The 13,340-nt window shown below is 57.5% G+C and carries 12 protein-coding genes; 6 read left to right on the forward strand and 6 right to left on the reverse strand.

Annotation, left to right across the window (positions count from 1 at the left end):
- Nucleotides 1-55 precede the first annotated feature (55 nt).
- Nucleotides 56-2,263, reverse strand: a complete 2,208-nt coding sequence (locus tag AAC622_RS08450) for a primosomal protein N' (RefSeq protein WP_445322618.1) — start codon at nt 2,261-2,263, stop codon at nt 56-58.
- 238 nt (nt 2,264-2,501) lie between these two features.
- Between AAC622_RS08450 and AAC622_RS08455 the strand changes: the two genes are divergently transcribed.
- Both AAC622_RS08455 and AAC622_RS08460 read left to right on the forward strand, forming a co-directional pair.
- Nucleotides 2,502-3,215 carry a DUF484 family protein gene (locus tag AAC622_RS08455; RefSeq protein ID WP_445322619.1) on the forward strand — a complete coding sequence of 238 codons (714 nt, stop codon included), beginning with the start codon at nt 2,502-2,504 and terminating at the stop codon, nt 3,213-3,215.
- A gap of 4 nt (nt 3,216-3,219) precedes the next feature.
- The gene (locus AAC622_RS08460) at nt 3,220-4,146 is read left to right on the forward strand and encodes a tyrosine recombinase XerC (RefSeq protein WP_340261606.1); all 927 of its coding nucleotides are present in this window, start codon (nt 3,220-3,222) and stop codon (nt 4,144-4,146) included.
- Here the strand turns inward: AAC622_RS08460 and AAC622_RS08465 are convergent.
- Both AAC622_RS08465 and AAC622_RS08470 read right to left on the reverse strand, forming a co-directional pair.
- Nucleotides 4,143-4,943: an inositol monophosphatase family protein gene (locus tag AAC622_RS08465; protein WP_340261608.1), complete on the reverse strand. Its 801-nt coding sequence runs from the start codon at nt 4,941-4,943 to the stop codon at nt 4,143-4,145. The genes AAC622_RS08460 and AAC622_RS08465 overlap by 4 nt on opposite strands.
- Before the next feature lie 114 nt (nt 4,944-5,057).
- Nucleotides 5,058-5,969 carry a LysR family transcriptional regulator gene (locus AAC622_RS08470; protein ID WP_340263003.1) on the reverse strand — a complete coding sequence of 304 codons (912 nt, stop codon included), beginning with the start codon at nt 5,967-5,969 and terminating at the stop codon, nt 5,058-5,060.
- Nucleotides 5,970-6,064: 95 nt separating this feature from the next.
- Between AAC622_RS08470 and metF the strand changes: the two genes are divergently transcribed.
- From metF to argF, 3 genes are all read left to right on the forward strand, one after another.
- Entirely contained in the window at nt 6,065-6,931 is an 867-nt protein-coding gene (gene metF, locus AAC622_RS08475) for a methylenetetrahydrofolate reductase [NAD(P)H] (protein ID WP_340261611.1), read from the forward strand.
- A gap of 269 nt (nt 6,932-7,200) precedes the next feature.
- A complete protein-coding gene (locus AAC622_RS08480; protein ID WP_340261614.1) occupies nt 7,201-8,379 on the forward strand; it encodes an aspartate aminotransferase family protein in 1,179 nt (392 codons plus the stop codon).
- Nucleotides 8,380-8,406: 27 nt separating this feature from the next.
- A complete protein-coding gene (gene argF / locus AAC622_RS08485; RefSeq protein ID WP_340261616.1) occupies nt 8,407-9,333 on the forward strand; it encodes an ornithine carbamoyltransferase in 927 nt (308 codons plus the stop codon).
- On the opposite strand, the gene AAC622_RS08490 is transcribed toward argF, so the two are convergent.
- Entirely contained in the window at nt 9,330-10,127 is a 798-nt protein-coding gene (locus AAC622_RS08490) for an ABC transporter permease (RefSeq protein ID WP_340252481.1), read from the reverse strand. The genes argF and AAC622_RS08490 overlap by 4 nt on opposite strands.
- 266 nt (nt 10,128-10,393) lie before the next feature.
- Here AAC622_RS08490 and AAC622_RS08495 point away from each other — a divergent pair, with 266 nt between their 5' ends.
- Nucleotides 10,394-11,014, forward strand: coding sequence for a GcrA family cell cycle regulator (locus AAC622_RS08495; RefSeq protein ID WP_340252483.1), 621 nt, complete (start codon nt 10,394-10,396; stop codon nt 11,012-11,014).
- Here the strand turns inward: AAC622_RS08495 and mnmH are convergent.
- Together mnmH and AAC622_RS08505 are read right to left on the reverse strand one after the other, a co-directional pair.
- Nucleotides 11,011-12,054, reverse strand: coding sequence for a tRNA 2-selenouridine(34) synthase MnmH (mnmH, locus tag AAC622_RS08500; protein ID WP_340261618.1), 1,044 nt, complete (start codon nt 12,052-12,054; stop codon nt 11,011-11,013). The genes AAC622_RS08495 and mnmH overlap by 4 nt on opposite strands.
- On the reverse strand, nt 12,051-13,337 hold the full coding sequence (locus tag AAC622_RS08505) for a glycerate kinase type-2 family protein (RefSeq protein WP_340261620.1): 1,287 nt from the start codon (nt 13,335-13,337) through the stop codon (nt 12,051-12,053). Before AAC622_RS08505 ends, mnmH begins: the two co-directional genes overlap by 4 nt.
- Nucleotides 13,338-13,340 lie beyond the last annotated feature (3 nt).

Raw genomic sequence — 13,340 nt, forward strand, 5'->3', positions numbered from 1 at the left:
CGCCTTCTAACGGGGCTTGCGCGCCAAGGGAAGTTCCCGCGCAAAAATTGCCAGATCAATAGAAACTTTGCGGATCAATATCGACCGAGAGACGCAGCTTGTTGGAATATTTCAATCCGTTCAGCCAGTGCGCAAGCGCCGCTTGAATGGGCGCGCCTTTTGGGGCCTTGACCAAAAGGCGCACACGATGCCGCCCCCGCACCCGTGCGACAGGCGCAGGGGCAGGGCCAAAAACCTGCGCCTGAATATGGCGCAGCGCACCATCATGGCGGGCCAGATGATTGCCCAGATCAAAACATTCGGCCAAATCTGGGCTTGAGATCACGATCCCCGCGAGCCTGCCATAGGGTGGCATCGCGGCCGCTTCGCGCATCGCAGCCTCGGCACGCCAGAACCCCTCATCATCATTGGCAAGAATGGCGGTGATCACGGGGTGCTCGGGCTGATAGGTCTGCATCATGGCGACCCCTGCTTTTTCAGCGCGCCCTGCGCGGCCCGCAACTTGGCGCATCAGCTGAAAACTGCGCTCAGCCGCGCGCAGGTCAGAGCCGTGCAACCCAAGATCAGCATCCACCACCCCAACCAAGGTGAGGTTCGGGAAATTATGCCCCTTGGCCACCAATTGCGTGCCGATGATAATATCGCATCCGCCTTCTGCAATCTCGGCAATCTGCGCTTTCAGCGCTCGGGCGGAGCCAAACAAATCCGATGATAAAATCGCCACGCGCGCCTGTGGAAACAGGGCTTGCGCCTCTTCGGCAATGCGTTCAACCCCAGGCCCTAAGGCCGTCAACTTCCCCTCAACGCCACAGGCGGGGCAGGTTTCGGGAATATCTTTCGTCTCTCCGCATTGATGGCAAATCAGCCGCTTTTGAAAGCGGTGTTCAACCATGCGGGCATCACAATGATCACAGGCGATTTGCACACCGCAAGCACGGCATAGGGTGATCGGCGCAAACCCACGGCGATTAAGGAACAGCAGGCTTTGCTCACCTGCTGAAATACGCGCCGCCACCTCATGCGCCAAGCTTGGTGAAATCCATTGCCCCGAGGGCACATCTTCAAGGCGCATATCAATCGCGCTCATCTGTGGCAATTCTGACGCGCCAAACCGCGCGGGCAGATCAAAGCGTTCATATTTACCCGCCTCCGCATTCGCCCATGTCTCAAGCGAAGGGGTCGCCGATGCCAAGATCACCTGCGCGCCTGCAACGGAGCCGCGCAGAACAGCCATATCGCGGGCATTATAGAACACGCCGTCTTCCTGCTTGTAGGAGGCATCATGTTCTTCATCGACCACGATCAAACCCAAATCGCGGAACGGCAAGAACAGGCTAGAGCGCGCGCCCACCACCAATTGCGCCCCCCCTTCGCCAACCATTTTCCAGACGCGCCGCCGTTCGGCCATGGTAATCCCTGAATGCCATTCGGCAGGGCGCGCACCAAACCGCGCTTCAACCCGCGTCAGGAATTCGGCAGAAAGGGCAATCTCAGGCAAAAGGACAAGCGCCTGTTGACCTTTCGCCAAAGCCTCCGCAACCGCCTCAAGATAGACTTCAGTTTTGCCTGACCCCGTGACCCCCTTGAGTAAACTGGCCCCAAAGCCGCCTACCGCAATTTTGTGGCGCAAGCGGCGCGAGATATCCGCCTGATCAGGGCTGAGGTTCTTGCCTTCAAGGTGATGATCCAAAGCGGGGAAAGGCGCATCGCGGGGAGCCTCGACTTGCGCCAATGCGCCTTGTTCGACCAATCCTTTGATGACCGCGCTGCTGACCCCTGCCGCCTGCGCCAATTCGGTTTGCGACAGCGCGGCGCCGCCATATTCGTCAATCACATCCATGACACGGGCTCGCGCATCCGTCATCCGTGCCGGCGTGGTCGCCCCCCGCGTATAGAGCCTGCGCGCTTGAGGCGAAGCCCCCAATGCAGGCGCACGCGTGGCCAAACGCAGCATCGCTGACAAGGGCGTAAAGGTGTATTGCGCAGCGCGCTCTAGAAATTGGCGCAATTCAGGGCGCATTGGCGCCACATCAACCACATTCGCGATTTTACGAATTTTTGTAGGGTCATAGCCCCCCTGCCCCCGCCCCCAAACCACGCCAATCACGCGGCGCGGGCCAAGCGGCACTTCGACAAAGGCACCGATCTCACAGCCCCCCTCTGGCGCGCGATAATCCAGCACGCGATCCAGCGGTTCAGCGGTCAGCACACCAACAAGCGTCCCTTCAGTGAAAAAATCAGCTTCCATCGCGTTGGCGTTCATTCTCTTTTGCATTCAAGGTCAAGCGGGATATATGCAAAGAACCACGCAAGCGCCGCGATGAAAAGCACCAAAACCAAGACCCCACCGCCCCATAATTTGCAGAAGCGAAAAAACAGGGCAGAAATCGGAAAAGCTTTGGTGTAAGGTGACGGCGTAGCGAGTAAGCAACACGGCACCAGACCGTGGCACAAATGAGATGCCCCCCAAAAGGCGGGGCGCGCAGAATGAGGCAAGGACAGTGACACAGAAAGCAGAAATGCTCGGCGATTGGCGTGAGCGCATTCTCAAAGACCCTGAATTAATCCTAGAGGATCGCGACCTAATGCGCGTTCTGATCTCGGCCAATGATCGGCTGATGGGCGGTAATGTGGTCGATATGCGCGGCATTGCAATGGAGCGATTGGAAAGCCGCCTTGAACGCCTAGAGGACACGCATCGCTCTGTGATCGCGGCGGCCTATGAAAATCTGACGGGCACTAATCAAATTCACCGCGCCGTGTTGCGTGTGTTAGAGGCCGAGAATTTCGAAGATTTTTTGAAAATTACAGCCGCAGACCTGCCTGAAATCCTGCGCGTTGATCGCGCAAAATTGGTTCTCGAAAGCCATGAGGCCGAAGAACGTGACCCCGATGACCTGAGCGGTCTTGATGAGGTTCTCTCCATCGTGCCTGCAGGTTTTGTTGATGCCTATCTCACAGGCGGGCGCGATGTGCCCTCGCGTCAGGTTACATTGCGCGGCGCAAGCCCCCATGCCGAACAGGTTTTTGGCACGGCCGCAGAATGGATCAAATCCGAGGGTCTTGTGCGTCTGGATATGGGGCCAGATCGACTGCCTGGGATGTTGGCTTTTGCCGCAGAAGACCCGCATCAATTCCGCCCGAGCCAAGGGACTGACCTCTTGGCGTTTTTTGCAGGCGTCTATGAGCGCGTGATGCATACCTATTTGGGCTAAACCCATGCTGATTGCCCCCGCCACCCGTGATCTTTTCGAGCGATGGATCACCCATTTGCGCGGGGTGGAGGGGCGTGCGGAGACAACGATCGAGGCCTATGGGCGGGATTTGCGTGATTTTCTTGAATTTCACGCCCGCCATGACCCAGATAACCGCGACCCAAACGCCCTAAAATCTGTCAGCTTGCGCGATATGCGGGCCTATATGGCCGCGATGCGCGCGCGCGGTGTATCAGCCCGATCTTTGGCGCGCGCCTTGTCATCGGTGCGTAGTTTTTACAATTGGTGGTCAGACCACGATGGCTTTGATGCAAGCGTGGTGCTCTCTATGCGCGCGCCCCGCTATCAACGCAGCCTACCGCGCCCTCTGAGCGAAGGGGATGCACGCCACCTGCTTGACCAAGTTGCCAGCGAAGATCACCGCCCATGGGTGCAGGCTCGAGATTTGGCGATTGTCACGCTGCTTTATGGATGCGGTTTACGCCGTGGTGAGGCTTTGGCCCTCACAGGGGCGACCCTCCCCTTAGGCGATGTCTTGCGGGTGCGCGGCAAGGGCAATAAGGAACGCGAATTGCCCGTCTTGCCCGCTGCACGCAACGCATTGGCGCGCTATGCCGACCTGTGCCCTTATGAATTGACAGCCGATGCGCCGCTTTTTCGCGGCATTCGCGGCGGCGCGCTGAACCCGCGCATCATTGCACTGATTGTTGAGAAAGCGCGGATGCAGCTTGGCCTGCCCCCAAGCGCTACACCGCACGCGCTGCGGCACAGCTTTGCAACCCATCTGCTTAATGCAGGGGGCGATTTGCGCGCCATTCAAGAATTGCTTGGCCATGCAAGCCTATCGACAACCCAAGCCTATACCGCGATTGACACCAAAAGATTGGTTGAGATTTACGAAACCGCCCATCCCAAGGCGCGCGCGGTTTAACTGTCCTCGCGGCTGCGGATGATTTTCGCAAAAGCCTCAAAAATCGGCTCAGCGGCGGCAATCAGGTGGCCATCCACCATCATATCCTGCCCTTCGCGGATCGGCTCAACAAAGCCGCCCGCTTCGCGCACGATCAACAGACCTGCGGCAAAATCCCATGGCTTAAGGTGGTAATCCCAAAAGCCCTCATAGCGCCCCGCCGCCACATAGGCGAGATCAAGCGAGCCTGCACCCAAGCGGCGAACCCCTGCGCAAACGGGCAAAAGCTGACCCATATCGCGCAAGACAGCGGGCAGATATTTCTGCGTGCCAAATGGAACGCCCATTGCAAAGATTGATTCAATCAAGCGATTGCGGGCGGAGACGCGCAAGCGTTGACTGTCATTAAGCCACGCGCCCGCACCTTTTTCGGCAAAAAACAATTCATCGCGGCTTGGATCATATACCACCGCAGAGACGACCTCGCCCTTATGCTCAAGCGCGATGGACACGGCCCAATGGGCCAGACCATGCAAATAGTTTGTCGTGCCATCAAGCGGGTCAACAATCCAACGGCGGGTTGGGTCAGTGCCTGCAATCTCGCCACCTTCTTCGCCCAAAAAGCCATAATTGGGGCGTGCGCCAATCAATTCTTCGCGCAGAATTTCCTCCGCGGCCCGATCCGCACGGCTTACGAAATCGCCCGGCCCTTTTAAAGAAACTTGAAGGTTCTCAACCTCACGGAAATCTTTCAACAAGCTGCGCCCCGCTTTACGGGCAGCTTTGATCATAACGTTGAGATTTGCAGAACCTTGCATCGCGGTATTCCTTTCGGGGGGCGTTTCGCCCAAGCAACAGGCGCGCCCTATAGCCCGCGCGGGGCCAAGTGCCAAGGGTGCAGGGGCGCGAATTCTTCAAAATCTGCGCGCGCCCTAACCACGGCGCTGTAATTTTGGTGGCTCAGTGCGCGCAAGGCGCAGCACATTGGCCATAAAGGGCTTGGCCGTATCTTCGGCACGCGTAGCCCCATAGAGACGTTTGGTCACCCCGCTTTGTGTCAGGCGTTTCGAGACAATGGAGGCGTTTTGCAACGCCTGCCCCCGCACAACCCAATCGGGCAAAACCGCCACCCCGCGCATGGAGGCCACCAAAAGAACGATCACGGCAGAGAGCTCGACCCGCCGAATTGCTTTTGGCTCAATCCCTGCGGGCATCAAAACTTCGGTAAATACATCCAACCGCGCGCGATCTACGGGGTATGTGATCAAGGTTTCCTGCGCGAAATCCTCGGCGCTGATGAAATCCTTTTGTGCAAGCGGATGATCCTTAGAGCAGATGAAAACAGGCTCATAATCAAAGAGCGGGGTAAAATCGACCCCATCCAAATCTTCTGGATCAGAGGAGACAACCAAATCCACCTCCTCGCGCAGAAGGGCAGGCAGGGCCTCGAATTGCAAACCGGGGCGAATATCGACATCAACCTCTGGCCATGCGGTGCGGAAAGCCTCAAGCACGGGCAAAAGCCAGTCAAAACAAGCGTGGCATTCAATCGCGATGTGCAACCGCCCCGCTTTGCCAGACCGAAGGCCTGAAAACTCATCTTCCAAGGCCTCGATGCGTGGCAAAACTTCTTCAGCCAAACGCAATAGCTTCATCCCCGCCGCAGAAAGCCGCATGGGTTTGGAGCGGCGCACAAATAGTTCCAACCCCGCTTGATCCTCAAGCCCCTTGATCTGATGGCTCAAGGCACTTTGCGTGATGTGCAACTGATCCGCCGCTTTGGCGAGGCCACCGCATTCATGGATCGCTTTGATCGTGCGCAGGTGACGGAACTCGATATGCATATCAACCTCATGTTGATGATGAATTTTATGAATTTGCTTCACTGAACATCTCTATGCGACAAGATCTCAAGCAATTCAAGGATTTCAGAATCACCATGTCCACACCGCGCATTTCATTCGAATTCTTCCCACCTCAGTCGATTGAGGCCTGCTTCCGCCTGTGGGAAACATTGGGCAAGTTGGCCCCGCTCTCGCCCGAGTTTGTCTCTGTGACCTATGGCGCAGGCGGCACAACGCGGGATTTGACCCATGATGCTGTGAAAACAATCCACGCAAATTATGGCGTTGCGGTTGCGGCGCATCTGACTTGTGTGAACGCAACCCGCGAAGAAACTTTGGCCATTGCGGACAGCTATGCTGAGGCGGGCGTGACCGAGATCGTGGCATTGCGCGGCGACCCGCCGAAAGGTGCGTGCAAATTCACCCCCCATCCAGAGGGATTTGCAAGTTCGGTCGAATTGGTTGAGGCCTTGGCCAAAACGGGCAAATTCCACCTACGTGTGGGCGCTTATCCTGACCCGCATCCAGAGGCAGAAAACCTAGATGCCTGTGTCGAGTTCCTGAAGCGCAAGGTTGATGCGGGTGCAAATTCCGCAATCACACAGTTTTTCTTTGAAGCTGATACGTTTTTCCGCTTCCGCGATGCTTGTGCGGATGCGGGTATCACTGCACCGATTATTCCTGGAATTTTGCCCGTCAACAATTGGACACGCGTGCGCCGATTTGCATCGGCCTGCGGCGCGAATATCCCCGCTTGGGTGGATGAGGCCTATGAAAAGGCCATCCGCGATGACCGCGAAACGCTGCTGTCGACCGCCCTGTGCACCGAACTTTGCACCGATTTGATCGAAGGCGGCGTTGAGGATTTGCATTTTTACACCCTCAACACGCCTGAATTGACGCGCGATATTTGCGCTGCCCTTGGCGTGACCCCGAAACAAGCCTTGGCACAAGTTGCATAAAGCATAAAAACGGCGCCCTCAGATGGGCGCCGTTTTTTCTCTGGCCTGTTGGCAGAAAACACTTTATGCCGCAGCCCATGACAACAAAACCGCATCCTATCGCTCAAAAGCGCCGCCGACGCTAAGGCCTTGGCCCTCCCCGCCGCTTCTTGTGTGCGATTTGGTGCATTTTTTGTCCCGCTGCCCTTGCGCAGCAGCTTTTTCCTCTGTTCAATCCCGACTTTCACAAAACCGCTGATGACGCGGTCAACCACAAGGATTTCCGAGCGATGACTTCCTCGATTCTTCCAACCTATAACCGCACTCCGCTTTCCTTCGTGAAGGGTGAAGGCGCTTGGCTGGTCGAGGCAGATGGTCGCCGATTTTTGGACATGACGGCGGGCATTGCGGTCAACGCGCTCGGTCATGCCCATCCCAAACTGGTGCAGTCGCTCAATGATCAAGCACAAAAACTGTGGCACGTCTCCAATCTCTACACGATCCCTGAACAGGAGCGCCTTGGTGATCTATTGACCGAACATTCATTCGCAGATCGGGTCTTTTTCACCAATTCAGGCACCGAGAGCGCCGAGTTGGCGATCAAGATGGCACGCAAATATCATGCTGAAAAAGGCGCGGCGCATCGTGTCGAGATTGTCGCCTTTGAGGGCGCGTTTCACGGCCGCTCAACGGGTGCAATTGCAGCGGCAGGGTCTGAGAAGATGATCAAGGGCTTTGGCCCGTTAATGCCAAATTTCACGCATTTGAAATGGGGCGACCACGCCGCGCTTGAAGCGGCCATCACAGATCAAACCTGCGCCGTCATCATCGAGCCGATCCAAGGCGAAGGCGGGATTCGTCCCGTGCCTGAGCAATGCCTAAAAGGTCTGCGTGATCTGTGCGACAAGACAGGCACGGTGCTGATCTTTGATGAGGTGCAATGTGGCATGGGCCGCACGGGGCGGCTGTTCGCCCATGAATGGGCAGGCGTAACCCCTGACATCATGATGGTTGCCAAGGGCATTGGCGGCGGCTTTCCACTGGGTGCGGTTCTCGCCACCGAAGACGCGGGCAGCGGCATGGTTGCAGGCAGCCACGGGTCAACCTATGGCGGCAATCCTTTGGCCTGTGCGGTTGGCACCGCCGTTATGGAGGCCATGCTAGAAGATGGATTTTTTGATCATGTCTCGCGGGTCAGCGGTGTGTTGCGTCAGGGCTTAGAGGGTTTGATCGCACAATTCCCCAACCATCTCGAGGAGGTGCGCGGCAAGGGTCTGATGCTCGGTCTGAAGTGCAAAATCAGCAACCTTGATCTTGTGCGCGCCGCGCAAACGCAATTGATGCTCAGCGTGCCTGCCGCGGATAATGTGGTGCGCCTCCTGCCTCCCCTCACCTTGACCGCAAACGAAGCGCAAGAGGCAGTGTCGCGGCTGTCACATGCGCTTGAATCCCTTGACGCAGGCGCGTGATCGCTGCCGCGAATGAAAGAAAAAACAATGAACCATTTTCTCGATATCCATAAAACAACGCCAAGCGATTTACGGGCTATTATTGATCAGGCGGCCGCGATGAAACAAGCACGGGCAGGCCGGTCCAAAGGGGCAGCCGATGACGCGCAGCCGCTTGCAGGGCATATGGTGGCGCTGATCTTTGAAAAACCCTCGACCCGCACCCGCGTTTCTTTCGATGTGGGCGTGCGCCAGATGGGCGGCCAATCCATGGTGCTTTCTGGCAGCGAAATGCAGCTTGGCCATGGCGAAACCATCGCAGATACGGCGCGGGTGTTGTCTCGCTATGTTGATCTGATCATGATCCGCACCTTCGAGGAGGATGTGCTGTTGGAATTGGCAGAGAATGCCACCGTGCCTGTCATCAACGGGCTGACCAACCGCACCCATCCTTGCCAGATCATCGCCGATATCCTGACCTATGAGGAACATCGCGGGCCGATTGCAGGCAAAAAAGTGGTCTGGTCGGGAGACGGAAACAATGTCTGCGCCTCAATGATCCATGCCGCAGGGCAGTTTGGGTTTGACCTGACTTTTACGGGCCCCGAAACCCTTGATCCTGAGCGCGTCTTCATCGAAGAAGCCCGCGCCAAAGGCTCGAAAATCGAAATTGTGCGCGATCCTGCGCGTGCCGTGGAGGGGGCAGATTTGGTTGTGACAGATACATGGGTGTCGATGCATGACAGCCAAACCACCAAGGAACGCCGCCACAACCAATTGCGCCCCTATCAGATCAATGCCGCGCTGATGGCACAGGCCAAGGAAGATGCATTATTCATGCATTGCCTGCCCGCGCATCGCGGCGAAGAGGTCACCAATGAGGTGATGGATGGCCCACAATCCGTGATCTTTGACGAGGCCGAAAACCGCCTGCACGCCCAAAAAGCCGTGATGCGGTGGTGTCTTGGTCTTTAACTCTTGAGGCGATAGCCTGAACGGAACATCGCCCAAGCCGCAAAGGCAATGGCAACCGTGGCGCCACCTGCGACAGCGAGCCCCAAAACGGGGCTGCTGTCCGACACACCCAAGACTGAATAGCGCAAACCATCAATCAGATAGAAAACTGGGTTAACGTGGCTCACCACATAAAGCCAATTGGGCAGGCCCTCGATCGAATAGAATGTGCCTGAAAGAAAGCTCAGCGGGGTCACAATGAAATTTGTGATCGCGGCAATCTGGTCGAATTTCTGCGCGATGATCCCCGCGACAACGCCGACAAGACCCAAAAACCCCGCGCCAAGGATCACAAAGACAAGCGCCCAAAGGGGATGCGCAACCCCAAGCCCGATGAAGGGAAAAATCACCGCCATCGTGCAAAGCGCCACCAAAATCCCGCGCGCGATACCGCCCGCCATATACCCCACAACCAATTCAAGCGGGCTCAAGGGCGGCATCAATGTATCAACGATATTGCCCTGCACCTTTGAAATCACGAGGGAGGAGGACGTGTTGGCAAATGCGTTTTGGATGACTGTCATCATCAATATCCCCGGCGCAATGAAATGCACAAACGGCACCCCCATCACATCCCCGCGTTTTGCACCAATGGCGAGCGAGAAAATCGCAATGAACAAGGCGGCAGTCACCAAAGGCGCGAGAATTGTTTGGCTCCACACAGTGGCAAAGCGCATCACCTCGCGCCAGATCAAGGTATAAAGACCCAACCAATTCATCCGACCAAATCGGCGCGCGCCCATTTCTGCTGACATTGCCTGCTCTCCGCCCTTTATCGATGCCCCAACAGGTAGAGCAGCCCCTGCCGCATCTCAACCCCCCATGCTTTGACAAGGTCAGCCGCCGCCTTGACCCTTTCGCCACCGCTTCGCCTCTTGTCTTGGCGAGTGGGACAGTTAGAATAGGGCTTCACTTTCGGGTGTAAAACGCCCATATCCCTATCTTTATGACTGGCGCGATTGCGCTGTGTAAGGATGGGCCGCAAGGGCCACAAAGCCATATCTGATGCAGGAGGGACGTGATGTCCTGGACCGATGAGCGCGTAGAGCTACTCAAGAAAATGTGGGCCGAAGGGCAATCCGCAAGCCAAATCGCCAAAGAGTTGGGCGGGGTTACGCGCAACGCCGTCATCGGCAAAGTGCATCGCTTGGGTTTGTCGAACCGCTCGACCACCACCCCTGCAAGCACGGCCAAAGCGCCCAAAGAGACGAAGGCCCCTGCCGAGCCAAACGCCGCAACGGCGCGCGCCAATGCAAAGCGCGACACAGCCGCTGAGACGAAACCAAGCCCCAAGCCGCGCCCCGCAGCAGAAGCCCCTGCCACAGCCCCTGTGCCACGCGCGAATAATGTCACGCCTTTGCGCAAACCGATTGTTCCCGCAGGTCAACCATTGCCGCCGCAGCCTTCGGCAAATGAAATCAGCCCCGAGGCCTTGGCCAAGGTGAAAGAAGTGGAAAACCACGCCAAGCGGATCAGCCTGATGGAGTTGACCGAGCGCACCTGCAAATGGCCCATTGGCGACCCCGCCACAGAGAATTTTTATTTCTGCGGCCTGCCTGTGCAACAGGGTAAACCCTATTGCGAGGCCCATGTTGGCGTTGCCTTCCAACCCATGAGCACCAGACGCGACCGCCGCCGTTAAAGCGCGGCTGCGATCTCATCCACGATTTGGGCTATCTCTGCGGGGCCAAGGCTGCCTTTTGTGATGCGCATCATCTGCGACCCCTCTGCCTCTGTGCTGCGCAAGCGCGCATAGGCAGGGTCATAATGATGCTTGATCAACTCAAGCGCCAAATCAGGCCACGCCCCTTGGCGGATCATATCTTGCCACTGATCAAGGCGTTCGTTGCTTTGCAGCCCGCGCAAATGCTCAAGTCGCGCGGCAAATTCCACCTGATCTGCGGTTAAATCTGCATATGCTTTGGCGAGATAGGTGGCGCGGGCAGCAGGGCTGATATCTAGCATGATACGCGGGCTGTCGCGCATCGCGACCCACAGCATGGGCGGTATGCGCAACATGCCGATGCGCGCAGACTCTGCCTCAACTAGAACGGGGCGGGACGAGTCAAAGCGACCCAGTTTTGCGGCAATCGCAGATTCATATGCTTTTTGGCTCGGCTGCACCCCTGCCATTTGACCCAAGCTCGAACCGCGGTGGCGCGCCATGCCTTCAAGATCCAACACCTGCACCTCGCGCGCATCAAGGCGGTTCAAGATTTCCGTCTTGGCGCTGCCCGTATTGCCATCAAGGCGAATGATCCGCAGCCCCAAAGGCTGTTCGTAAAGCCGTGCCACGATCAATCTGCGATATGCGCGATAGCCGCCCTCAACCACTTCTGCCCGCCATCCGATTTGGCGCAATATGGTTGCGAAAGAATTGGATCTCTGCCCCCCACGCCAACAATAAACCAAGGGACGCCATGCGCCGTCATGATGGGACAGTTGGGTTTCAATGTGATACGCCGCGTTCCGCGCAACTAAGGCCGCCCCGATCTTGCGCGCGGCAAAGGGGCTGTCTTGTTTGTAAACCGTGCCAACCCGCGCGCGCTCCTCATCGGACAGCACGGGGCAACTGATGGCATTGGGCATATGATCTTCTGCAAATTCAGATGGGCTGCGCACATCCAAAATCGCGTCAAAGTCGGCAAGGACCTTAAAATTCAAGCCATCAAGGGCAATCATAGCGCAGCATCCGCAGGGATCAGGATGGCCCGAAAATCATTCACGTTGGTATGGGTTGGGCCAGTGGTGACAACACCATCTGCCATCTCAAAAAACTGCAATGCATCATGGGCCGCAAGAAAGGCGCGTTTATCGAGTTCTGCGCCTTGGCGGGCCACGCGCGGAGACCAGATCGCGCCTGCATTGGTGCCTGCCCCATCTATCCCATCCGTATCACAGGCCAAAGCATAAACCCCTTGGGGCGCATGGGTGGCAAAGGACAAAAGAAACTCGGAATTGCGGCCACCCCGCCCAGGCTTGGCCTGCCCAATGGTGACGGTGGTTTCCCCGCCCGACAAAAGCAACACAGGCGCCGAAAATGGTGCACCGTGACGCAAGATGGATTGCGTGATCCCTGCCATGGCTTGGCCAAAATCGCGCGCTTCCCCCTCCAAAGCGTCACCCAAGATCACCACGTTCAGATCAGACCAAAGCGCCTTCGCACGCGACTGCGCGGCGCGTAACGACGCCATGGGCGTTGCAATCATATGGGTCTGTGCTGCCCCGAATACAGGGTGATCCGCGGACGGCGTGCCCTGCCCTGACCCAAGGCGCGCCGATACGCTTGGCGGCAGATCAAGGGCGTAACGCCCCACAATGGCGCGCGCCTCATCTATGGTTGACGGGTCGGGGACAGTCGGCCCCGATGCAATAATCGCGGGGTCATCGCCTGGCACATCCGAGATCAAGAGGGTCACCACCTGCGCGGGATGGGCCGCCACAGCCAAATGGCCGCCTTTGATCGCAGAGAGGTGCTTTCGCAAAATATTCATTTGCGAAATGGACGCGCCCGAGCGCAAAAGCGCGCGATGCACCGCTTGCTTATCAGCAAGACTAACCCCTTGGGCAGGGGCGGCCAAAAGCGCCGATCCCCCACCAGAGATGAGAAACAGCGCAAGATCATCCGCGCCTAAGCCTTGCGCCAGTTCAAGCAGACGCACCGCCGTGGCTTCACTGGCCGCGTCAGGCACGGGGTGGGCGGTTTCTACCACCTCGATCCCCTGCAAAGGCAGGCTTGCGCCATGGGGCACGGCAATCAGCCCCTCGCATGGCCCCCATGCGGCCTCAACCGCCTGCGCCATCCGCGCTGTGGCCTTCCCCGCCCCCATAACCACCACGCGGCCCTTTGGGCGCCGAGGCAAATAGGGAGCAAGAATTGTGCGCGGATCAACGGCGGCAATCGCCGCGTCAAATATATCCCGCAAAAACCCCTCAAGATCCGTGGGGGCCGCCGACTGTTCCATGCG

This window comes from Roseobacter sp. HKCCA0882, from assembly GCF_037805225.1.
Classification (GTDB): domain Bacteria; phylum Pseudomonadota; class Alphaproteobacteria; order Rhodobacterales; family Rhodobacteraceae; genus M30B80.